This window comes from Fundidesulfovibrio agrisoli (assembly GCF_022808715.1).
Classification (GTDB): Bacteria; Desulfobacterota; Desulfovibrionia; order Desulfovibrionales; family Desulfovibrionaceae; genus Fundidesulfovibrio; species Fundidesulfovibrio agrisoli.
This window is the reverse complement of sequence record NZ_JAKZKX010000005.1, coordinates 34,810-57,748: the sequence shown is the minus strand read 5'-3', so window position 1 is coordinate 57,748 and position 22,939 is coordinate 34,810. Positions and strand designations below refer to the sequence as shown.

The window sequence follows — 22,939 nt, the reverse complement described above, 5'->3', positions numbered from 1 at the left end:
CACTTTTGAGAAACCGCCCTGAACCCAAGCCCCGCCTTGGTTGCGCGTGTTTTTCAGGCATCAAACAGCTGCGTTAAGCCAAATGATTTCGATAAACCATCGGAGGGCGCATGGGCGGATATGGTTCGGGCCGGTCTGGAGGGAAGCAAACGACGGGGGATATGTTGCGCCTGGAGGTGCGGAGCCTGCATAGGGACGGCGTTTTTGACGCGGGAAAGGCCGGGCTCATTACCTGGACTCGCTGGGCTGACGGCAAATCCAGCGTTTCGTTTCAAGGCTTGGGCCACGCGCTGAAGTTGGTATTCCGCGTTCGGGTCAACGGCGGGGAGTGGCAGGCCGTGCAACGCCGTGTCCAGGGCCAGGCTCCGGCCCTGGCGGGTTTGGCTAGTAGATCACGTGCCAATCTTCGTTGGCAGGTTGATCGAGGTTGAGCAGGAGTCGCCCGATGGCAACGCCCATGGGCCTCAAGTCGATTTCGGACAGGACGACCTTCCCCCCCGGTTCATCTTTCTGATTCCACTTCGAATAGGTGATTTCCAAAGTGTTCATGCCTGGCGCGCTTTGCAATTCTTCGTGAAGCGTCAGCCAAGAGTGCAGCCACGGAGCGACAGGCATGTTGTCGAATTTATGAACGGCCTGGCCGTTGAACATGATGGAGATATCCTGGCCAGGGAGTTGGTTGTTCATCTGAAAGTCAAGCATGATCTTGCGAGACGTCACGGTGAAAAATTGAATTTGAGTTTGCGGCCCATCAGACCAGCGGAAAGCTTTGGGCAGAGTGGGTTCGATTTCTCCGATGCCTTGTTCGGAAGTCATCAAGGAATGAGAAGAAAATTCTTCGCCGGAGACTGTGTTGCAGTAGAATTGCAGCTTATTCAGGCGGAGAGTGCCGGATGGATTGCCAGTCATGGAAGGCGCGTTATGATCCGGCATGAGCTGAATTCGGAAGTCCATTTGTTCGAATGAATTCGCCCTGTGGACAATAAGTTTATTGTGCTGGGGTTCAGAGGCGCAGTTCAAAACACCACCGTCAATCCAATCTCCAGAGTCAAAGCGATACGAGATGCGAATAACATTCTTCGGATAGGTCGAGCTTGTGAAGATATCCACCGCAATGAAGTAGGGAGGTGCTTGGCCGGTCCCATTGCGGAGGGCGTATTGCAGGACGCCGGGGTTTTCGGGTCTGAAGGTGATCGCCGAGCTTTTAAAGTAGGGGTGGAACGTAATGTTTGAAACGGTGGAGGCATGTTTCAAGATGCCGCTGGGATCGCCGGACAGGGAAAGGGCATAGGGTAGGGACTGCATAACATGCTCGGAGCGCTTGTCGATTTCAAGCTGATAGAGCTTGGCCCGTCCGAAGGTGGCCAATTCTTGCGATCTGTCGGCGTACAGGACAAAATCTTCGTCTTTTCCGGCAAAGTCAATGTCGCTGAATCGCAGGAAATGCAGCTTGTAAAAGCGGTCTGCCGGGTTGTCGGTGTAGTTGCTGAAGCGTGTTCCTTCGCGTTCTTTCATATACCATTCAGTCGCATCAGCGTCATAGCCGTCCTGAAAAGTCCACAAGGCGTTGTCGTTGTTGTGTGCGAGAACGTCATGGGCCCATTGTTTATAGTGCCCTGTGTGGCTCCATTCGGCGTAAAAGCGATCATGATTCAAGGTCAGATGGAACAGGAAGAGCGCAAAACAGAAAGCCACGGCGAAGGTGATTGGCCAGGCTTTGCGTAACACAACGTCCAGTCCTGCGGCGATAAGCACCAGGGCGGCAGGAGCCAGTACGAACAGATGCCAAAAGTTAAAATAGCTGCCGTATTTGAAGGCGCACAGGATCGCGAGGGGAACAAGCAGGATGCAGAGCAGGTAGGTTGCTTCAATCTTGCCTTTTCTCCAAAGGGCTACCGTGCCGAGAACAAAGAGGATGCCAGCTACAACGTAAGCAGGCAAAGACTTGTCATTCCAGATGCACTCCAATAGTTTGCCGAAGTAGAGTGTAGCAGGCTGTAGATATGTTGCAGACATGACTTCGGATGCGGACGCATGGTAGAACAGATAAGCTGGAAGGACGGAGCAAATTCCGCCAGCGATGGCAATGCCAATGTTCCATGCGCGGTTTTCACGTCGCATTGCACAGATGATGAGAATGACTGCATAGCTTGAAGCGGAAAAGAGGAATGTCGAGTAATGCCAAAGTCCCAAAATGGCGTTGAAAACGACCAGCTTCAAAAGGTCATTGCGTGATTTACTTCTGATGAATGACACGCCGAAGTACAGTGTAATGCAACTCAGCATAAAGATAATCGTATACGGCCTGACTTGTCTTGAGAGCAGGACGTGATACGGAGAGACGGCAAGAATCGCCGCTGCGATGATGCCAGCAGTTTTGCCTTTCAAAACCAAGCCGAGTCTGTAAATAGCAAAGACAGAAACAGCCCCTGCCAACGCCGAAAGAATGCGTAATACAGTGTCTGATTTCCCGAGGAAACAAATCGCCTTGATTAGTAGATAGTAGTATGGCGGGTGAAAGTCCTCAAGCCTTGCTCGTTCCAAGATATAAGCAATCGGCTTTGATGCGATAAGTGGGACAAGCATTTCGTCCCACCACATCGAAGGCGTGCCGATGGCATGGAAGCGTAAAACGAATGTCATGCCAATTATTGCTATTAAGGCAAGTCTTTCAGCAGTCTTTAAATTGTCATCAAGGCCAGTCTTCATCGGTTCCACCTGCAAAATACAAACTAAATAAGCATCGCAACATAACATTTGCTCCGTAATTCAATCACTGTCAAGCATCTTATGCTATCGTGACGTCACGTTACGGGCGCGGCTTGGCGCGACCGTCCTGGAGTGCGAGAGGGGGTGCCGGGCCAAATACGCGCTTGCGGCGGCCCTGAAAAACAAGATCGCCCGGCTGCGCCTCCAATCCCTCAAGGAGACTATCAAACGCTGCTCTTCGCGCCGCAAGCCAAGGTGGAAACCCGCTTCGACTACGGTTTCCGCTTCCTGCCGGACGCCTACCCGCAAAACCTGCCCGCCTACGCCGGGCGCTTCGATTTCCGCAAGCACTTCTACCCCGTGATCCGCGACCTGAAAAACAAGGGGGAAGAGTTCCAGTGCGCCCAAATCATTGACGCACACCCCAAGGTGAAATGGTGGGTACGGAACCTGGACAGCTTCCCCAAGACGTCATTCTGGCTGCCTCTTTCCAACGGCCATAAATTCTACCCGGATTTCGTGGCCCTGCTCGAAGATGGCCGGATCATGGTTGTGGAATACAAGGGCGCGCACCTGGAGGCTGGAGACCAGGACAAGAAGAACATGGGCGAACTGTGGGAAAGCAAAAGTGACGGCAAGGCCCTCTTCTGGTGGGCGACCATGAAAGAAGCCACGACGGGCCGGGACATGATGGCTCAAATCAAGGCAAAGATCGGCTAGCAGGACAAGCGCCCAGCGATGCCCGGCATCAACTGTTCGGCCCGCACTCTTTCAGGGGCGGGCCGTTCGCTTTCCTAGCTCGACCCGATCCGGGTTGCCAGAACGACCCACGGAAGCATATTGCCAAACTGTTCCCCGTTGATGGCCTGTCAGACGCACAGACCCCGGCCTCTGGCCGAATAGGCGGACGTTGCGCACCGCACGGGGAGCATTCCACTTTGGCCCGTCCTCTTCCGAGGGCGGGCCTTTTACATTCGGGGCTTGTGCATAACTATACGGAACGATTCCATCCCCCCGCATCTGCATAGACAGGGCGAGGTTGGTAAAAGTTGGTCGCTGGCAGCCTAGGCACAGGAGCGGGACAGAACGGACAAGGGGCGGGTCAAATGTCTGGAGCCGTCGTGCCGTAGACCGGATGCGCTCCCATTTCTTCGCGCGTGCAAAATGAAAATCGGGGAGGGGGGGCAAATGTCTGGGCGTCCCCAAATCTGGACCGACTGCGTAATTCCACGCGTAGTTTTGTATTAATTTGGGGGTAAAAAGTGACCAGCAATAGGGACAACCACCCTGCCCACCGGTGTGGGGTTTTGTGCGGAAAACCGTGGGCGTGTGGGGAAGAGTGTGGGGAAAGAAAAAGGGACTTACGGCGTTTCTTCCGTAAGTCCCTGTTTTTCTTTGGCGTCCCCAAGGGGATTTGAACCCCTGTTAACGGCGTGAAAGGCCGTCGTCCTGGACCAGGCTAGACGATGGGGACGCGCTATGTGAGTTGGCTGGGGGACTAGGATTCGAACCTAGGTTGATGGAGTCAGAGTCCATAGTCCTGCCGCTAGACGATCCCCCAGCGCGGCGGAGAAGCGTTCCTATGCCGCTCGCCCCGGAATGTCAACACTCTTGCGCACATTTTTTGTTTCCCCTAGCCTCGGGGCATGTGCTTCACACGTAAACAACTCCATCCGCGCGCCCTGCAATGGCTTTTACCGCTGGCCATGGGCCTCATGCTGGCGATGGCCCTTTGCGGCTGCGCCTCCCACGCGCCCAAGCCCGCGGGCAAGGGCACGCAGCGCCCCTACACCATCAAGGGCCATACCTATCGCCCCCTGGCCAGCGCCGACGGCTACCAGGAGGAGGGCCTGGCCTCCTGGTACGAACCGGGCTGGTTCTCCGGAAAGACCACTGCCAATGGCGAGCGCCTGCACTCGGGCGACCTTACCTGCGCCCACAAGGTGCTGCCCATCAACACCATGGTGCGCGTGACCAACCTGGAGAACTCCCGCTCGGTGGTGGTGCGCGTCAACGACCGGGGGCCTTTCGTGGCCGGGCGCTGCGTGGACCTGACCCCGGCCGGGGCCAAGGCCCTGGGCTTCCACGGCCGGGGCACCACCAGGGTGCGCCTGAGCACCGAGGGCGACGTGCCCGGCATGAAGGAGGGCCAGCTGCCCGGCCCCTTCACGGTCCAGGTGGGGGCCTTCGCCGTCACCGCCAACGCGGAGCGGCTCAAGGCGCGCATGACCGCGCGCGGCTACCCGGACACCCGCATCCAGCAGGGAGACCAGACCGGCGTGATGCTCTGGCGGGTGCAGGCGGGCTCCTTCCCTACCCTGGCCGAGGCCCAGGCCGCGCAGGAGCGGCTCTCCGCCGACTTCCCGGACTGCTTCGTGCTCGCCAGGGACTGAGCTGCGACCGGGAGGGGTATAACGAGCAACGCCGGGAGGCCGGGGCCGCCGCACGTTTTGCCCTGGGGACGGGGGTATGCGCCTTTGCCCGAGGGCTCGCGGCTCCAGGCATGGGGTCGCGCCAGCCAAAGATTCCCCACGCCCCAAGCATCCCGGAAAGGGAATCCAAAGGGCGAAGCCTTTTGGCCGCCGGAGGCTTTCCCCGGGGTGCTACCGCGTGTTTGAAGAGGGCCTCCGGCGGCCAAAGGGGCTTCGCCCCTCTGGACTCCCGCATTGCTTCGCTGCGGGTTGGGCGGACGCGTCGGTTGAGAGGGCGACAAGGCGGGCGCGGCATGTGCCTGAGCACCACGGCGCGCACCTCAAGAGCGCGCCCGTGGCGTGCGGAGGGCATGCGGGGGCGATGGAGCGCGGGCGGCATCCCTTAGGGGGAAACCGCCCGCCCTGAAGCTCCTTGCGGGAAGGGGCTAGAGTTCTTCGTCCGGGTTGAGCTCAGCCCGGAACTTGCGCGAGAGGCGGAACACCACCACCTTGCGCGGCGGCAGCACGATGGAGTCGCTGGTCTGGGGGTTGCGGCCTTTGCGGGCGCGCTTGTCATAGGCGTCGAACTTGCCGAAGCCGGAGATAAGCAGGGAGTTGTCCCGCTTGATGGCCTGCTTCATGATTTCGAGCAGGTTGTCCACCAGGACTTTCACTTCCGCCCGGTTCTTTTCGGTCTTTTCGTAGATGTAATCCACGATTTCAGCTTTCGTGAGGGTCTTCCCGCTCATGGCGTCCTCCAGGGGCGTCGAGGGGTTATCGGATATAAGACGCTATCTTCCGGGCCAATTCGCTCATTTCGTCGATGTTTGCGTAGCTCTTCTGGGGCCACAGGCTTAAGCCGTCGCCCTCGAAGCGGGGAATCAGGTGCCAGTGGGCGTGGAAAACCATCTGCCCGGCGGAAGCCCCGTTGTTCATGCCCAGGTTCATGCCGGTCGCGCCCAGCGCCCCCTTGAACGAAGCGCCCACGGCCTGTACGGCTTCGAGCAGCTGCGCGCCCAGGGCGGGGGGCAGATCGTAGATGTCGGCGTGGTGCGCCTTGGGAATCACCAGCGTGTGGCCCTTGTTCACGGGGGCGATATCCAGGAAGGCGAGAACCGCGTCGTTCTCGTAGACCTTGGCGCAGGGTATTTCCCCGCGTACGATCTTACAAAAGAGGCAATCGGCAGACATGGGCACCTCGAATCGAAGCCGCTGGCGTTCCACCAGCACTATAACCATTTGGTAGCTTGGGAGATTTTTTTTTGCAAGAGGGAATTCAAAACAAGTGCCCTCGTGGGGCCTCCCTGAAGTTCGCCCACCCCGCGCCAAGCAAGGCCAGGCCTCGCATCCTGCCGGTATTCCTACCTTTGGCCGGTTGCCCGGGGCGCTGCCTTTTCTGCGCCCAGCACGCCCAGACCGGCGTGAAGACCACCTCGCTGGAGCAGGCCCTCGCATTTCTGGAACAAAACCTGGAGGCTGCCCGGCCGGACGCCCCCCTGGAGGTCGGCTTCTACGGCGGCACCTTCACGGGCTTGCCTGAAGCGTGGATGGAACGCTTCCTGGCGGCCGCGAGACCGCACCGCGAACGCGGCGCGGTCTCAGGCGTGCGCTGCTCCACCCGGCCGGACCGCGCCCCGGCGGGACTGCTGCGCGCGCTGGCCGCGCAGGGGCTGGACAGGGTGGAACTGGGCGTGCAAACCTTCAGCGAACACGCGCTGCGCCTCGCCCAGCGCGGCCACGGGGCGGAAGCCTCGCTCGCGGCCTGCCAGGCGGTGCGGGAGGCGGGGCTCGGTCTGAGCCTGCACCTGCTGCCCGGCCTGCCCGGGCACACCCCCGAGGATTTCAGCCGGGATGTGGAACAGACTGTGGCGCTGGGCCCCGAGGCCGTGCGCCTGCACCCCTGCCTGGTGCTGGCAGGCACGGGGCTGGAGCAGCTCTGGCGCGCGGGCGGGTATGAACCCTGGAGCCTGGAGCGGGCCATCGCGGCCTTGGCCCCTGCGGTGCTGCGCTTCTGGCGCGCCGGAATTGCCGTGACGCGCATCGGCCTGGCCCACGAGCCGGACCTGGAGGCCGCCGTGCTGGCCGGGCCCACCCACCCGGCTCTCGGCATGCGGGTTCGAGCCCTGGCCCTGCACAGGCATGTGGAGGAGTTGCTGGGCGGCAGGCGCGCCGACAGTCTGCGCGCCCCGGCGAGCGCCAGCGGCGGCTTCTGGGGCCACGCCAGGGAGTTGGCGGAGCCGTATGCCGGGCTGGGCCTGGAGCGCGAGCGCGTGTATTTTGAAGACAGGGACGATTTCCAACTGGACGTGCAAAATGACTGATACCGGCAGCTACGTTCTGCGCGCCCGGCGCGTGCTGACTTCTCCCGACGCTCCCATCATCGAGGACGGCGCGATCATCGTCTGCGGCGGCCTCGTGGCCGATACCGGCCCCTGGCGCGAGCTCAAGGCCCGGGCTCCGGCCGACGTGCGCGACATGGGGGCCGCCACCCTGGTGCCCGCGCCCGTCAACGCCCACTGCCACCTGGAGCTTTCCCACCTTGGCCTGCCGCCCGTGCTCGGCGCGGGCTTCCTGGAGTGGGTGCGCTGGCTCATCGCCCAGCCCGTAGGGGAATTCTCCCCGGACGCCGTGCGCGCCGCCGTGAGCCAGATGGAGGCCGTCGGCACGGCCGCCGTGGCCGACATCGCCACGCGCAAAGGCGCGGAAGTGGCCGCCGTGCTGAAAACCGCGCCGCTGGATTACGTTATCCAACACGAAGTGTTCGGTTATTCGTATGACGATTCGTCCATCACGCCCAGCCCCGGCGGCAGCCTGGCCGGGCACGCGCTCTACTCCACCGCCCCGGAGGCACTGCGCCGGGCCAAAGCCTGGGACTCGGCCCACGGCAAGGCCTTCTCCCTGCACCTGGCCGAGCACGAGGGCGAGGTCGAGCTGCTGGCCCAGGGCTCGGGAGCCTTCGCGGACTTCATGCGCCAGCGCATCCTGCCCCCCACCTTCGCCGCACCGGGGCTCAGCCCCGTGGCCTGGGCCGCCGAACTGGGCCTGCTGGACCAGTCCACCCTGGCGGTGCACGCCGTGCATCTCTCCGGGCAGGACATCATCCGGCTGGCCGCCAGCCGGGCGACCGTCTGCCTCTGCCCCCGCTCCAACGCGGTCATCGGCGTGGGGCGGGCCTCTGTACGGGCGCTCCTGGACGCGGGCGTGCCCTGCTGTCTGGGAACCGACTCCCTGGCCTCCGCCCCGGACCTGGACATCTGGGCGGAACTGGCGGCCCTGCTGGAGTTCTGCCCTATTACCCTGCGCGAATCCGTGGGCTTGCTTGCAACCAACGCAGCCCGGGTGCTCGGCTTCGCCCGCCTGGGGGCGCTTACACCCGGCAAAGCCGCGCGCGCGGCCGTTTTGCCCTCCGCGCTGGAGCGAGCACTGCGCGATTGACGCCCGGCCGAATCCTATGGAAAATGGCGGGTGCATATTTCGGCCACCCCCACCATCCCCAAGGAGCCCTATGACCTGGCCACACAAGGATCTTCTCGACGTCACCCAGCTTTCCAGGGCGGATGCCCTTGAAATCCTGAGGGCGGCCAAGTCCTTCCAGGAGATCAACTCCCGGCCCGTGAAGAAGGTGCCCATCCTCAAGGGCAAGTCCGTGATCCTTTTCTTCGCGGAACCTTCCACCCGCACCAAGACGAGCTTCGACGTGGCGGGCAAGCGCCTCTCCGCGGACACCTTCTCCCTGGCCAAGAGCGGCAGCTCGCTGGTCAAGGGCGAGTCCCTCAAGGACACGGTGCTCACCCTGCAGGCCATGAAGCCCGACGGCATCGTCATGCGCCACAACATGAGCGGGGCGGCCCAGTTCATCGCCGAGCGGCTTGATTGCGCCGTCATCAACGCCGGCGACGGCTGGCACGCCCACCCCACCCAGGCCCTGCTGGACGCCTTCACCCTCACCGAGCGCTGGGGCGGCGTTGAAGGCAAGACCGTGCTCATCCTGGGCGACGTGGCCCACAGCCGGGTGGCGCGCTCCAACGTGCATCTGCTGCGGCTGCTGGGCGCAAACGTGCGCCTGTGCGGCCCGCGCACGCTCATGCCCCACGCGGTGAAAAGCTGGAACGTGCCCGTGTTCAACGACCTGGACGAGGCCGTGCGCGGCGTGGACGCCGTGATGTGCCTGCGCCTCCAGTTGGAGCGCCAGCAGGCCGGGCTGCTGCCCGACGTGCGCGAGTACTCCCGCCGCTACTGCATGAACATGGCGCGCCTGGCCAAGGCGGCCAGGAACTGCGTGGTGCTGCACCCCGGCCCCATCAACCGCGGCTGGGAGATCGCCTCGGACTTGGCCGACGCCCCGGAGAGCCTCATCCTGGACCAGGTGTCCTCGGGCGTGGACGTGCGCATGGCGCTGCTCCACCTCTATCTCACCCGCAAGGAACGCAAGGAGTAGCCCGTGTCTCAAGCTGATCTCGTGGTGCGCCGGGCCGCGCTTGCGCAGGCCCCTCAGGACTATGTGGACCTGTTCGTGGCCAAGGGCCGCGTTCTGGGCGTGTTCCCCTCCGGCTCGCAGCCCGCGCCCGAAGGGGCCAAGGTGGTGGAGGCCGAGGGGCTTCTGCTGCTGCCCTCCCTCACCGACGTGCACGTGCATCTGCGCGAGCCCGGCCAGGAGTGGAAGGAGACCATCGCCACCGGCCTGGCCGCGGCCGCCAAGGGCGGCTTCGGCAGCGTGATGTGCATGGCCAACACCGACCCCGTCAACGACCAGGCCCCCATCACCGAAACCATGCTGGACAAGGCAGCCCGCTCCCACCCGCGCGGGCCGAGGCTCTACCCCGTTGGCGCGCTCACCGTAGGACTCGAGGGCAAGATCCTGGCCCCCATGGAGGAGCTGAAGACGGCCGGCTGCAAGGCCTTCTCCAACGACGGCCGGCCCGTGTCCGACTCCGAACTGTTTCGCCGCGCCCTGGAATACGCCTCCGACCTGGGCGTGCCCGTCATCGACCACTGCGAGGACCCCTGGCTGGCCCCGGCCACCGGCGTCAACGAGGGCGTGGTCAGCGCCCGCCTGGGCCTGCGCGGCAACCCCGACATCAGCGAGGCTATCCAGGCCGCGCGCGACTGCCTGCTGGCCGAATACCTGAACGTGCCGGTGCATCTGGCGCACATCAGCTCCAGGCGCAGCGTGGAGATCATCCGCGCGGCCAAGGCCAAGGGCGCGCCCGTGACCGCCGAAACCTGCCCGCACTACCTGATCCTCACCGAGGAGGCCTGCGAGGGCTACAACACCAACGCCAAGGTCAACCCGCCCCTGCGCACCGGTGAGGACAGGCAGGCCCTGCTGGCCGCCCTTGAGGACGGCACCATCGACGCCCTGGCCACGGACCACGCCCCCCACGCCGCCCACGAGAAGGAGACCCCCTTCGACGAGGCCCCCAACGGCATCTCCGGGCTTGAAACGGCCCTCTCAGTCACCTGGGAGCTGGCCGCGCGCGGGGAGCTGTCAGTCGAGGCCCTGATCCGCGCCTGGTGCCAGCGCCCGGCCGAGATCTTCGGCCTGCCGCTGAACCGCTTCCAGCTCGGCGACCCTGCGGACTTCATCCTTTTCGACCCCAACGCCCGCTGGAAGGTCACGCCCCAGGCGCTCCTGTCCAAGGGCAAGAACACCCCGCTGCTGGGGCGCGAGCTGACCGGCGTGGTCAAAGCGCTCTACGTGGCGGGCAAACACGTTTCGTAACATCCGGAGTGTTCATGAGCCAGCCGTTCAAAGACGCCGTCGCTATCTGCAAGGCCATCATCCGCAACGGGTACGACGCCTACGTCATCAACGCCAAGCTCCAGAAGAGCCTGCTGACCGCCGACGCCCAGCCCGAGCTGGACATCTGCACCGACGTGGCCTTCGACGAATTGCAGAAGCTGATCCCCAACGTGGAGCGCGACGGGGGCGACAGCTTCGCCCGCGTGATCGAGGGCGACACAGTCCTGCATTTCTACCAGTCCAACAGTGCCGACGCCTCCCACCCCGAGGAGTGCCTCGTGCGCCTAACCCCCCGCCTGGCCAAGACCCTGGCCGAGCGCGAGAACATGCCCGACTACTTCGCCTGCCCCTACATGCCCACCGTGGAAGACCCCCACGACGGCTTCGCGGACTTCTCCGAGGGCGTGGTGCGCTTCAAGGGCATCCAGGACCAGACCCTCAAGCAGGACTACCTGCGCGCGGTGCGCGCCATGCGCTTTTCCGCCAACTTCGGCCTGCCCATCGGCCCCAACACCTGGATGGCCATCCTGCGCGGCGGCCAGCGCGTGCTGGACTACGTGCCCGTCTCCGAGATCATGAACGAGTGGCGCAAGGTCGAGGCCGAGAACATGCACGTGTTCGTGCGTCTGCTCTACGAATCCATGATCCTGCACGCCCTGCTGCCCGAGGTGGCCGCCCTGGCGCGCATCAAGCAGAAAAAGAACGAGACCGAGGACGAATCCGTCTTCGACCACACCCTCGAGGTCATGCGCCATTACCCCGAGGAGCTGCCCTACGACTGGTTCGGCACCCTGGCCTGCCTCTTCCACGACGTGGGCAAGCTCTACACCGCCGAGATCGTGGACGGTAACTGGACCTTCCACCAGCACCACCGCGTGGGCGCCAAGGTGGTCCGCAAGATCCTGGCCCGGCTGTGCATGGCCCCGGACGAGATGGAGCTGATCTGCCACCTGGTGCGCCAGCACATGCGCTTCCACTTCATGCTCACGGACAAGGGCATCCGCCGCTTCAAGAGCCTGGACGAGTACCCGCGCCTGATCGAGCTGGCCCGCGCCGACATCAAGGCCCGCAACGGCAACTACAAGGAATTCAACCACAACCTCAAAATGCTCGACCGCACGGAGATCCGCGAGGAGGAGCTCGAGCCGCTGCTCAACGGCAACGAGATCATGACCATCCTCTCCATGCCCCCCGGACCGGGCGTTGGCATCATCCGCGACGCCCTGCTCAAGGCCCAGGTCATGGGCGACGTGGCCACCGTGGAGCAGGCCGTGGACTTCGTGAAGAAGTACACCGCACGGGAGCAGCTCAAGGGATGACCGATACCCAAGGGAAGCCGAATCTTCTGGATTTGAACTTCCATCAGCTTGAGGACTTCATCGTCGGGCTCGGGGAGAAACCTTTCCGGGCCCGACAAGTCTGGCAGTGGCTCTGGCAGAACGCCGTGGCCTCCCCGCAGGAGATGACCAACATCTCCAAGGATCTCCGCGCCCGCCTGGAGGAGTCCTCCTGCATCGTGCTGCCCAGGGTGGCCAAGCGCCTGCAAAGCTCCGACGGCACGGTGAAGTTCGTGCTGGAGCTTGCAGACGGCGCCCAGATCGAGACGGTGCTCATCCCTGAGAAGACCCACATCACCCAGTGCCTCTCCAGCCAGGCCGGGTGCGCCATGGGCTGCACCTTCTGCAGCACGGGCACCATGGGCCTCAAGCGCAACCTGACCCACGGGGAGATCCTGGGCCAGATCCTGCTGGCCCGGGCCGACCTGGAGGCCTCCGGCAGCGCGCTTCGGCTGCGCAACCTGGTGTTCATGGGCATGGGCGAGCCTCTGCTCAACTTCGAGCACCTGGTCAACGCGTTGGAGTCGCTGCGTCACCCGCAGGGGCTGGATATCTCGACGCGGCGCATCACGGTCTCCACCGTGGGCATCGTGCCGGGCATCCTGGAGTTCGGGCGCACGGGCCTGGGGTCGCTTGCCGTGTCGCTGCACGCCCCCACGCAGGAGCTGCGGGCCAGGCTCATGCCCAAGGCCGCGCGGTTGCCGCTGGACAAGCTCATGGAGATTCTGCGGCAGTACCCGTTGGCCCATCGCGAGAAGCTGACCTTCGAATACGTGTTGCTGGGGGGAGTGAACGATCGCGCGGAACACGCCAGAGAGCTGGTGCGGCTCATGTCCCACGTGAAGGGCAAGGTGAATTTGATCGCCTACAACCCGTCGCCCGGGCTGCCTTACGAGGCCCCGGACCCGGCGGACGTGGAGGCGTTCCAGAAGATCCTGTGGGACAAGTCGGTGACGGTGACCCTGCGCAAGAGCAAGGGGAAGGATATCTTCGCCGCCTGCGGGCAGCTGGTGACGGCGAGCGAACGCGGCGACGACTAACGAAGATTGAAAGGGGTTGGACGAAGGGGGCGCCGCCCCCTGGCCCCCGCCGGGGGGAGTGCCTCCCCCCGGACCCCGGCGACGGGTTTCCGATCGGGCGACGCCCCTCAGGAGATCGACGCGAAGCGGAAATGGATTCCAAAGGGGGAACCCCTTTGGCGGGAGAGCCCGAGAGGGCAGCGCCCTCTCGGTCCGATATTCACTTCTCCGGCTTCACCGCCGCAAACACCATCCCCATAGTCACCCTGGAGCTCTTGAACCCGCTCTCGCCCAGGCTCACAGCCTCCACAAACCCTATCTCACCAAGCATGGCCAGGAACTCCGTTCCCGGTATGGCGCCGCCCTGTCACCTGAACCAGGAGAGCGCGGCCTCCTCCTCGCTCATGGGCGGCGGCCCGACCAGCATCTGGTCCGCCACCTGGAGCCTACCGCCGGGCTTCAGCACCCGGTATGCCTCCTGGAGCGCCTCGCGCTTGTCCACCACCAGGTTGTAGACCCCGCTGGAGATCACCATGTCGAAGCTCCCGTCCGCGAAGGGCAGGGCCTCGGCCACGCTGCTCACGAATTGAGCCTCCACGAATCCGCAGGCCTCGCGGTTGCGGCAGGCCCGCTCAAGCATGGGGAACGACCGCTCCACCCCGCAGGCCAGGCCCTCCGGGCCGACCAGGGCTGCCGCAACGAGCGTGTCCACGCCCGCGCCGCAGCCCACGTCCAGCACGCTTTGCCCCGGCGCGGGCAGCCCGGCCTTGAAGGGGTTGCCCACGCCGCAGAAGAAGCGGCGCACCTCCCCCGGGATGTGGGCGTACCAGCCCGGCTCGTAGCCCAGGCCGTCCAGGCCGGCTTGCCCCGTGGGGTACTGGAACTGCCCCTCCGGGGCCGAGGCCACGGAGCGGTACTTCTCGTCCAGGGTCGCCGCGATGCGCTCGCGCTGCTGGGTGCTCAGTTTCATGATTCACGTCTATAACCAGGCACACGGCTTATCAAGAAAATCTATCGCCAAGAACGATTCTTGCCATTTTTGGTAAACCGCTTATTTTACAAGGCACAGAACCCAAGGAGCTTTTCATGAGCATCGAATCCGCCAAGGCATACATGCAGCGCATGCGCGACGACCCGGAGTTCCGCCGCAAGGTCAACCAGTGCGAGGACGCCGAGTGCAACTGGGCCTTCATCCGCGAGAACGGCTACGACTTCGACATCGACGAGTTCAAGCTGGCCCAGAAGGAAGTCTACGAAGTCCACGGAACGGACCAGCTGCCCAAGAAGGACTGATCTTCCGCCCGGGGTCTCCATCGGACTGGGAGCCCCGGGCGCACCCTGAACCGCCCCGCTCCGCCCGCGCCCAGTTGCTGCGCCAGGCCCCGGCAACCCTGCCCGGGCAGGAGGCGCTCTCCACGCGCCACCCGCCCCTTTCCATCCGGGCCGTCCGCCCGGCAAGGCGTCCGGCCCCGAAGCCCCGCTGGCGCGGCGTTTGACCGCACGCGCCTTTTTCCCTATTGCCTCCTGGTTAACCCAAAAGGTGAAAAGGACGCACGCATGAGCGACAACGCCAAAGAGCATCTGGACTTCATCCGCACCATCGTCTCCGAGGATCTGGCCTCGGGCAAGCATACCGCCGTGGCCACCCGCTTCCCCCCGGAGCCCAACGGCTACCTGCACATCGGCCACGCCAAGTCCATCTGCCTCAACTTCGGCGTCGCCAAGGAGTACGGCGGCACCTGCAACCTGCGCTTCGACGACACCAACCCCACCAAGGAGGAGCAGGAGTACGTCGACGCAATCCAGGCCGACGTGCGCTGGCTGGGCTTCACCTGGGACGACCGCATGTATTTCGCTTCCGACTACTTCGGGAAGCTCTACGAATACGCCGAACTGCTCATCAAGAAGGGCCTGGCCTACGTCGACGACCAGACCGCCGAGCAGATCCGCGAGACGCGCGGCACCTTGACCGAGCCGGGCCTGAACAGCCCCTGGCGCGACCGCACGGTCGACGAGAACCTGGACCTCTTCCGCCGGATGCGCGCGGGCGAATTCCCCGACGGGGCGCGGGTGCTCAGGGCCAAGATCGACATGGCCTCGCCCAACATCGTCATGCGCGACCCCACGCTCTACCGCATCCGCCACGCGCACCATCACCGCACCGGCGACGAGTGGTGCATCTACCCGATGTACGACTACACGCACTGCATCTCCGACGCGATGGAGGGCATCACCCATTCCATCTGCACCCTGGAGTTCGAGAACAACCGCGAGCTCTACGACTGGGTGCTGGACAACCTGCCCGTGCCCGCCCGGCCCCGGCAGTACGAGTTCGCGCGCCTGAACCTGACCTACATGGTCATGAGCAAGCGCAGGCTGATCCAACTGGTGGAGGAGGGCTACGTCACCGGCTGGGACGACCCCCGCATGTCCACCCTGCAGGGCATGCGCCGCAGGGGCTACACGCCCGAATCCCTGCGCATGTTCGCGGAGCGCATCGGCGTGGCCCGCGCGGCCAACACCGTGGAGATCGAGATGCTGGAGGCCTGCCTGCGCGAAGACCTGAACGACCGCGCGCCCAGGGCCTTCGCCGTGCTCGACCCCGTGAAGGTGGTCATCCGCAACTACCCCGAAGGCCAGACCGAGACCTTCGAGTGCCCCAACCACCAGGAAAAGCCCGAGCTGGGCACGCGCAGCATCCCCTTCTCGCGCGAGCTCTACATCGAGCGCGACGACTTCAGGGAAGTGCCGCCCAAGGGCTACCACCGCCTCTCCCCCGGCAAGGAGGTGCGCCTGCGCCACGCCTACTACGTCACCTGCGTGGACGTGGTGAAGGACCCCAAGACCGGCGAAGTCACGGAGATCGTCTGCGAGTACGACCCCAAGACCAAGGGCGGGTGGTCAGACGACGGCCGCAAGGTCAAGGGCACGCTGCACTGGGTTTCTGCCCGGCACGCCGCCTGGGCCGAGGTGCGCCTTTACGACCGCTCCTTCGTCAAGGCCGACCCCATGGACGTGGAGGAAGGCAAGGATTTCAAGGACTACATCAACCCCGAGGCCCTGAAGACGCTCCCGGCCTGCCCGGTGGAGCCGAGCCTGGCCCTTGCCAAGCCCGAGGACTTCTTCCAGTTCGAGCGCCTGGGCTACTTCGTGGCCGACAGGCGCGACCACGGGCCGGACAGGCTGGTGTTCAACCGCAGCGTGGGCCTGCGCGACTCCTGGGCCAAGCAGGAAAAGAAAAGCTAGACAATAAGGCGGGCCGCCGGGTGCGCACCCGGCGGCCCGGCCCACCGCCCGGCGTGTGAGTCCGGGCCTCATCGCCACCTATTGCACGCCGCCATGCCAAGCACACGCCCCAATGAATCAGGCCGGTTTTACAGCCTCCTGCTGTACGCCGTGCTGGCTTGCCTGCTTCTGATCTGCACCCACGGGCTGGATACCCTCAGCATCGACTGGGACCAGACCCTCGTGCTCATCATGTCCCGGACGCCCCTGTCCTACATCTGGCACTGGGCCGCCAGCGTGGAAATGCACCCGCCCTACTACCACTACCTGATCAAGGCCGCGTCCACGGTCATGGACCAGCCCGCCTTCTTCAGGCTCATTTCAACGGCTGCCTTCCTGGCCACGGTGGCCCTGGTGTACGCCACCGGGCGGGATTTCATCTCCAGGCCGGCCGGCATGATCGCCGCCCTGCTCATGGCGGCCTCCCCCTTGGCCAGGGGCAGCGGGGATATGATCCGCCCCCATGCCCTGTCGGTCCTGTTCGTGTGCGGGGGCATGTATTTCCTTCTGCACTGGTTCCGCCGCCGCTCGCTGAAACACCTGGCGGGCTTCACCCTGTGCAATGCCCTGGGCGTGATGTGCCATTACATGTCCGCGGTGCTTGTTGTGGGCTTCGCCGTGGTCGTCCTTCTGGAGCTGCTGCGCACACGTACCCTCACCAAGGCCACGTTCGGCCTGTTCGCTCTCTCTTTCGCCTTCTCGGCCCTGCCGGTGCTTCCGTTCATCTCGGTCGTGCTTAAGGGGGGTGCGCTCGTCAATTCGAACTCCAGCCGCATCGACATCCTAGCACCCATCACCCTGGCCTACAGGCAGGTCCTCGAATTCAGCCTCCCCTGGCCCGCGCTCGCTGGGCAGCCATATTTCCCTGCGGTGCTGCTGCTGTGCGCCGCCGCCCTGGCCTACCCCTTCACCCGCTGGTGCACGCGGGCCCCCCACGTGCTTCGCCACCTGGCTCTGGCGTTCGCTCTGCCCGGGGTGATTCTGCTCATCCTCAAACACGGTTACGTGGTCTACCGCTATGTCCAGCCCCTGGTGCCCTTCCTGGCCCTGTTGCTGGGGGCCCTGGCGGCCAGGCTCTTGCCGGGGCGGGCCGCGCCGGCGGTCATCGCCTTCCTGGCCGCCCTGCTGCTGATCCCGCCGGCCGTGCACCGGCTTTCCGGTGGCGACATCCTCGACCCGGCCCAATGCGGCGAGTGCGAACGCCAACTGGCCGCGGCCATGGCCCAGCGCCTCACCAGGACGGACATCATGGGCATGAGTTCCGACGATGCCTGGAACGCGCTGGAGTACTTCTACGCCAACAACGTGCGCCGCAACTACATGGTGGAGAACAGCGCCACGCCCCAGGACCCGTCCGCCGGTTTCGCCCTCTACGGCGACGCCTTTTTCGGCGCTTCGGCCCAGGCGCTGGCGCGGCAACTCGGCCCGCCAACGCACGAGGAGCTCATCGGCGGGAAACGCCTGCTCCAGTGGCGGATCCCCAGGGACCCCTCCCCCGCCGTGACCTCCCTGCCCTACCGGCGCGCCGTCTCCATGACCCCCGGCGACTTCATTTCAAAGACTTCCGCCTGGAACAGCGTTCAATTCGCCTCCAACTTCGGCGACGGGGTCTGCCCCACGCGCGTGGGCGAGCCCAGCCGCGTGAGCTACGACTTCAGCGAACAGACCGGCAGCTTCCCCCAGCTCATCTCCTGCCGCATCGATTACGAAATTGCAGGCAAGGGCAACAGCCTCAGGGTGCTGGCCCGCTTCGACGACGAACCGGAGTGCACGGCCTTCGTCACGGCCTGGCCCGACCCACTCCGCTCGGCTTTCATCACCATTCCCCGCGACAAGGCCTACAAAACCCTGCGGCTGACCGTCGAGCTCACGGCCATGCCCCTGACGCCCGTCTATCCGGGCCTCAATTTCTCAACCGTCAGGCTCATGGGTTTTTCCGCCGGTTTCCACGGCTACGGGGAGCCCCTGCTCGCCGGGTATCCGCGCGCCTACCTGCAGGACCTCAGCCAGAGCTACCTGCGCCTCGACCACGGAAAACGCGTGCCAGTGGCGCTCACGGTTGAGCCCGCCCCCGGGGGTGAAGCCCCTGTCGTGGCGCAGGGCGAAGGCTTCACCTACGCCACCCCCGGGGGGGACCGCATCGCGTCCATGCGGTTCAGGCTGTCGGAGCCCGTCAACTACCTGGCCTTCTCCCCGCGCGTCAGCGGCGTCGGCTCTCGGGTGCGGCTGCTGCTGGAACACGAGGGCGAGCCGGAAACGCCACTTTTCGACCTCCTGGGCACAGGAGACGGCTGGACCCCCATCGGAGCGGACTATCTGGTCCGGCTGCCCGCCCCGCTTCCAGCCGGTACGGTGCTGCGCGCCGAGCTCACCGGGGTCGAAAGCCAGCTATTCGCCAGGGATGGTTCGTATTTTCACCGTTTCGCCAGGTGAACCCGCGTGCTAGCCCTCCGCAAGCCGCTTGCGCGCTCCCCGATTCCACGTATGGAATGACATCATGTACTGGGACCGAAGCGACCTTGAACTCTACGAGCGTTGGCTGGCCACCCCGCGCGGGGCCTACGCCTTCGCCCAGGAATGCCGCCTGATCGAGAAGCTCACCGCCTGCTGGCCCAGGCGGGGGCGCACGCTCCTGGAGATTGGGTGCGGGCCGGGCATGTTTCTGGAGTTCTTCCATCGGGCCGGGTTCGACGTCACCGGCTGCGACGCCTCCCCGGTGATGGTTGCCGCATCCCGGCACCGCCTGGGCGAACGGGTGGAGTGCTCGGTGGGCAACGCCATGCATCTGCCCTACGACCCGGACAGCTTCGACTACGTGGCCCTGCTCACGGTGCTCGAATACCTGGACGACCCGGAGCTGGCCCTGCGCGAAGCGGCGCGCGTGGCCCGGCGCGGGGTGATCGTGGGCTACGTGAACGCCTTCTCGCTCTACCGGTTCTCGGCCCGCAGGCACAGGCTGCTGGCCAAGGCCAAATGGTACACTCCCTGGGCCATGCACCGCATGCTGCGGGAGGCCCTGGGCCTGGCACCGGTCCGGGAGGCCAGCGTGCTGCCCTTCCCGGAGTGCGCCTGGCGCGACGGCCCGCCCCTGTGGGGGCTGGGCAAGATGGTGCTGCCCCTGCCGGTGGGGGCCTACTGCGTATGCGCGGCGGACCTCACCGCGGAGCCGCCGTTGACGCCGCTGCTCTCCTTCGCGGGGGCGCAGCCCACAAAGAGTTTTTGACAACCCGAGGTGTTGGGGCTAACAGCCCTCTTTTGCCGGGCGCACGCCGCCCTGGGGTTCCCTATGGAAAAAATCCAGAAAATCAAAGGTTTCGCCGATCTGCTCGCGGATCAGGCCACCGTCTTCGAACGCCTCGAGAGCGCCGCGCGCCGGGTTTTCGGCCAATACGGCTACAAGGAAGCCCGCGTCCCCGTGCTGGAGCGCACCGAACTCTTCTCCCGCTCCATCGGCGAGGAGACGGACGTGGTCCAGAAGGAGATGTACACCTTCCCCGACCGCAAGGGCCGCTCCCTGACCATGCGCCCCGAGGCCACGGCGGGCATGGTCCGCGCCTACGTGGAGAACGCGCTGCACGCCCAGGAGGAGCTGACCAAGCTCTTCACCTACGGCCCCATGTTCCGCTACGAGCGGCCGCAGAAGGGCCGCATGCGCCAGTTCCACCAGCTGGACGTGGAGGCCTTCGGCTCGCCCTCGGCCCACCTGGACGCCGAGATGCTCTTCATGCTGGGGCACTTCCTCACGGAGATCGGCATCGGCGAACTCAACTTCGAGCTCAACTCCCTGGGCTGCCCTGACTGCCGCCCCGCCTACCAGCAGGCCCTGAACGACTATTTCAAGGGCTTCGACGGCGGCCAGCTCTGCGAGGACTGCCTGCGCCGCAAGCTGACCAACCCCTTGCGCGTGCTGGATTGCAAGGTGCCAAGCTGCAAGGAGCTGACCAAGGGCGCGCCCCTGATTTCGGACTACCTCTGCGACGACTGCCGCACCCACTTCGCCACTGTCACCGGCGTCCTTGACGCGGCAGGATTCGACTATACGCTGAACCCCAGGCTGGTGCGCGGGCTGGACTACTACGTGCGCACCACCTTCGAGGTCACCTCGGGCAAGATCGGGGCCCAGTCCGCGGTTGCGGGCGGCGGGCGCTACGACGGCCTGGTGAAGAACCTCGGCGGGCCTGACCTGCCCGGTGTGGGCTTCGCCTGCGGCATGGAGCGCCTGGCCCTGCTCATGGGCGACGCCGGAGCCGCCGCGCCGGATTTCCACCTGGCCGTGCTCGGCGCCCAGGGCCTGGACGCCGGGCTCCTGCTGGCGCAGAAGCTGCGCGCCGCCGGGCTCTCCGGCGAGTGCGCCCTGGCGGCCAAGTCCGCCAAGGCCCAGATGCGCCAGGCGGGCAAGTCCGGCGCGCGCTACTGCCTGATCCTCGGCGAATCCGAGCTGGCCGATGGCACCGTGGTGGTAAAGAACATGCTGGCCGGTACCCAGGAAACCGTTTCCCAAGACACCCTTTTGGACATCATAGCCCCCTAGCGGGCAGCGGAGCATACGCCTCATGGACCAGATCACCTCCCCCGACGAGACCCCCCGCGCCACCGACGCCCTTGGCGACTGGCGCCGCACGCACAGCTGCTGCAAGCTCACCGCCGCCGACATCGGGCAGGACGTCTGCCTCATGGGCTGGGTGCAGTTCCGCCGCGACCACGGCGGCCTCATCTTCGTCGACCTGCGCGACCGCGAGGGCCTGACCCAGGTCGTCTTCAGCCCGGACCACGCGCCCGAGGCCCACGCCCGCGCCCACGTGGTGCGCTCCGAGTACGTGCTGGCCATCAAGGGCACCGTGCGCCCCCGCCCCGAGGGCATGGCCAACCCCAACATGGTCACGGGCGAGGTGGAGATCGTCGTCAACGACTGGAAGCTCCTGAACACCTCCAAGACCCCGCCCTTCACCATCGAGGACCGCCAGGACGCGGGCGAGGCCCTGCGCCTGAAGTACCGCTACCTGGACCTGCGCCGCCCCAAGCTGGCCCAGAACTTCATCCTGCGCTCCAAGGCGGCCCAGAGCGTGCGCCGCTACCTTGACGGCCTGGGCTTCCTTGAGGTGGAGACCCCGATTCTCACCAAGTCCACCCCCGAGGGCGCGCGCGACTTCCTGGTGCCCAGCCGGGTGAACCAGGGCCAGTTCTTCGCCCTGCCCCAGTCGCCCCAGCTGTTCAAGCAGCTGCTCATGGTGGCCGGGATGGACCGCTACTACCAGATCGTCAAATGCTTCCGCGACGAGGACCTGCGCGCCGACCGCCAGCCCGAGTTCACCCAGATCGATATCGAGATGAGCTTCGTGGACGAGGAGCAGGTCATGGGCATGGCCGAAAACATGATCCGCACCCTGTTCTCCGAGTGCCTGGACATGGAGCTGCCGAGTCCCTTCCCCCGCATGACCTACGCCGACGCCATGCGCGACTACGGCGTGGACAAGCCCGACGTGCGCTTCGGCCTCAAGCTCACCGACGTCTCGGACATCGTACGCGGCTGCGAACTGCGCGTGTTCGCCAAGGCCGAGCTGGTCAAGGGCCTCAAGGTGCCCGGCGGCGAGACCATGACCCGCAAGGAGATCGACGAGCTCACCGAGTTCGTGAAGATCTACGGGGCGCAGGGCCTGGCCTGGATCAAGATCCGCGAGAACGAGTGGCAGTCCCCCATCGCCAAGTTCTTCTCCGACGCCGAGCGCGCCGCCCTGGCCGAGCGCCTGGGCCTGGAGGTTGGCGACATCGTGTTCTTCCAGGCGGGCGCCTCCGACATGGTCAACGCCGCCCTGGGCAACCTGCGCGTGCAGCTGGGCGAGCGCCTTGGCCTCATCGACGAAGGCCAGTTCAAGCCCCTCTGGGTCACGGACTTCCCCCTGCTGGAGCACGACCCCGAGGAGAAGCGCTGGGTGGCCAAGCACCATCCCTTCACCTCGCCCAAGGACGGCCATCTGGAACTTTTGAAGACCGACCCGGCCGGAGCCCTGGCCCGCGCCTACGACCTGGTGCTCAACGGCAACGAGATCGGCGGCGGCTCCATCCGCAACCATACACTTGAGAAGCAGAACGCCATGTTCGAGGCCTTGGGCTTCGACCCGGCCGAGGCCGAGGAGAAGTTCAGCTTCCTGCTGAACGCCCTGCAGTACGGCGCGCCCCCGCACGGCGGCATCGCCTTCGGCCTGGACCGGCTGGTGATGCTCATGAGCGGGGCCAAGTCCATCCGCGACGTCATCGCCTTCCCCAAGACCCAGAAGGCCACCTGCCTGATGACCGAGGCCCCGAGCCCCGTTGCCGCCAAGCAGCTTCGCGAGCTGGGCATCAAGCTGCGCGAGAGCGTGGCCAAGGAAGCAGCCGCCCCCGGAGCCCCGGGCAAGGAAGCCGCAGAGCAGACTGCCGGCAAGGAAGCGTCCTGAG

18 protein-coding genes and 2 tRNA genes are annotated in these 22,939 nt (G+C 65.0%); 14 read left to right on the top strand and 6 right to left on the bottom strand.

Going from position 1 to position 22,939, the window contains the following annotated elements; translation table 11 throughout:
* Positions 1-384 precede the first annotated feature (384 nt).
* A complete protein-coding gene (locus MLE27_RS05290) occupies positions 385-2,709 on the bottom strand; it encodes a glycosyltransferase family 39 protein (RefSeq protein ID WP_243310852.1) in 2,325 nt (774 codons plus the stop codon).
* Between the two features lie 144 nt (positions 2,710-2,853).
* On the opposite strand from MLE27_RS05290, the gene MLE27_RS05285 reads away from it, so the two are divergent.
* Positions 2,854-3,429: a hypothetical protein gene (locus tag MLE27_RS05285; RefSeq protein ID WP_243310851.1), complete on the top strand. Its 576-nt coding sequence runs from the start codon at positions 2,854-2,856 to the stop codon at positions 3,427-3,429.
* A 676-nt stretch (positions 3,430-4,105) separates the two neighbouring features.
* Here the strand turns inward: MLE27_RS05285 and MLE27_RS05280 are convergent.
* Positions 4,106-4,183: transfer RNA gene (locus MLE27_RS05280), tRNA-Glu, on the bottom strand.
* Between the two features lie 13 nt (positions 4,184-4,196).
* Positions 4,197-4,270, bottom strand: a tRNA-Gln gene (locus MLE27_RS05275).
* Positions 4,271-4,355: 85 nt separating this feature from the next.
* Between MLE27_RS05275 and MLE27_RS05270 the strand changes: the two genes are divergently transcribed.
* Positions 4,356-5,102, top strand: a complete 747-nt coding sequence (locus tag MLE27_RS05270; protein WP_243310850.1) for an SPOR domain-containing protein — start codon at positions 4,356-4,358, stop codon at positions 5,100-5,102.
* Positions 5,103-5,566: 464 nt separating this feature from the next.
* Here MLE27_RS05270 and MLE27_RS05265 read toward each other — a convergent pair whose 3' ends face one another.
* Both MLE27_RS05265 and MLE27_RS05260 read right to left on the bottom strand, forming a co-directional pair.
* Positions 5,567-5,869 carry an integration host factor subunit alpha gene (locus tag MLE27_RS05265; protein WP_243310849.1) on the bottom strand — a complete coding sequence of 101 codons (303 nt, stop codon included), beginning with the start codon at positions 5,867-5,869 and terminating at the stop codon, positions 5,567-5,569.
* Between the two features lie 25 nt (positions 5,870-5,894).
* Positions 5,895-6,311: an HIT family protein gene (locus tag MLE27_RS05260; protein ID WP_243310848.1), complete on the bottom strand. Its 417-nt coding sequence runs from the start codon at positions 6,309-6,311 to the stop codon at positions 5,895-5,897.
* A 56-nt stretch (positions 6,312-6,367) separates the two neighbouring features.
* On the opposite strand from MLE27_RS05260, the gene MLE27_RS05255 reads away from it, so the two are divergent.
* From MLE27_RS05255 to rlmN, 6 genes are all read left to right on the top strand, one after another.
* On the top strand, positions 6,368-7,441 hold the full coding sequence (locus MLE27_RS05255) for an elongator complex protein 3 (RefSeq protein ID WP_341482508.1): 1,074 nt from the start codon (positions 6,368-6,370) through the stop codon (positions 7,439-7,441).
* Positions 7,434-8,555: an amidohydrolase family protein gene (locus MLE27_RS05250; RefSeq protein WP_243310846.1), complete on the top strand. Its 1,122-nt coding sequence runs from the start codon at positions 7,434-7,436 to the stop codon at positions 8,553-8,555. Before MLE27_RS05255 ends, MLE27_RS05250 begins: the two co-directional genes overlap by 8 nt.
* A 70-nt stretch (positions 8,556-8,625) precedes the next feature.
* Positions 8,626-9,558, top strand: coding sequence for an aspartate carbamoyltransferase catalytic subunit (locus MLE27_RS05245; RefSeq protein ID WP_243310845.1), 933 nt, complete (start codon positions 8,626-8,628; stop codon positions 9,556-9,558).
* A 3-nt stretch (positions 9,559-9,561) separates the two neighbouring features.
* A complete protein-coding gene (locus MLE27_RS05240; RefSeq protein ID WP_243310844.1) occupies positions 9,562-10,842 on the top strand; it encodes a dihydroorotase in 1,281 nt (426 codons plus the stop codon).
* Positions 10,843-10,856: 14 nt separating this feature from the next.
* On the top strand, positions 10,857-12,182 hold the full coding sequence (locus MLE27_RS05235) for an HD domain-containing protein (protein ID WP_243310843.1): 1,326 nt from the start codon (positions 10,857-10,859) through the stop codon (positions 12,180-12,182).
* The gene (gene rlmN / locus MLE27_RS05230) at positions 12,179-13,240 is read left to right on the top strand and encodes a dual-specificity RNA methyltransferase RlmN (RefSeq protein ID WP_243310842.1); all 1,062 of its coding nucleotides are present in this window, start codon (positions 12,179-12,181) and stop codon (positions 13,238-13,240) included. Before MLE27_RS05235 ends, rlmN begins: the two co-directional genes overlap by 4 nt.
* A 199-nt stretch (positions 13,241-13,439) precedes the next feature.
* On the opposite strand, the gene MLE27_RS05225 is transcribed toward rlmN, so the two are convergent.
* The gene (locus tag MLE27_RS05225) at positions 13,440-14,189 is read right to left on the bottom strand and encodes a methyltransferase domain-containing protein (protein ID WP_391899684.1); all 750 of its coding nucleotides are present in this window, start codon (positions 14,187-14,189) and stop codon (positions 13,440-13,442) included.
* A 116-nt stretch (positions 14,190-14,305) separates the two neighbouring features.
* Here MLE27_RS05225 and MLE27_RS05220 point away from each other — a divergent pair, with 116 nt between their 5' ends.
* From MLE27_RS05220 to aspS, 6 genes are all read left to right on the top strand, one after another.
* Positions 14,306-14,512: a Nif11-like leader peptide family natural product precursor gene (locus MLE27_RS05220; RefSeq protein ID WP_243310840.1), complete on the top strand. Its 207-nt coding sequence runs from the start codon at positions 14,306-14,308 to the stop codon at positions 14,510-14,512.
* Between the two features lie 264 nt (positions 14,513-14,776).
* Entirely contained in the window at positions 14,777-16,465 is a 1,689-nt protein-coding gene (locus MLE27_RS05215) for a glutamine--tRNA ligase/YqeY domain fusion protein (RefSeq protein ID WP_243310839.1), read from the top strand.
* 93 nt (positions 16,466-16,558) lie between these two features.
* Positions 16,559-18,937, top strand: a complete 2,379-nt coding sequence (locus tag MLE27_RS05210) for an ArnT family glycosyltransferase (RefSeq protein WP_243310838.1) — start codon at positions 16,559-16,561, stop codon at positions 18,935-18,937.
* 64 nt (positions 18,938-19,001) lie between these two features.
* Positions 19,002-19,727: a class I SAM-dependent methyltransferase gene (locus tag MLE27_RS05205; protein ID WP_243310837.1), complete on the top strand. Its 726-nt coding sequence runs from the start codon at positions 19,002-19,004 to the stop codon at positions 19,725-19,727.
* 63 nt (positions 19,728-19,790) lie between these two features.
* Positions 19,791-21,035, top strand: a complete 1,245-nt coding sequence (gene hisS, locus MLE27_RS05200) for a histidine--tRNA ligase (RefSeq protein ID WP_243310836.1) — start codon at positions 19,791-19,793, stop codon at positions 21,033-21,035.
* Between the two features lie 22 nt (positions 21,036-21,057).
* Positions 21,058-22,938 carry an aspartate--tRNA ligase gene (gene aspS, locus MLE27_RS05195; RefSeq protein WP_243310835.1) on the top strand — a complete coding sequence of 627 codons (1,881 nt, stop codon included), beginning with the start codon at positions 21,058-21,060 and terminating at the stop codon, positions 22,936-22,938.
* Position 22,939 lies beyond the last annotated feature (1 nt).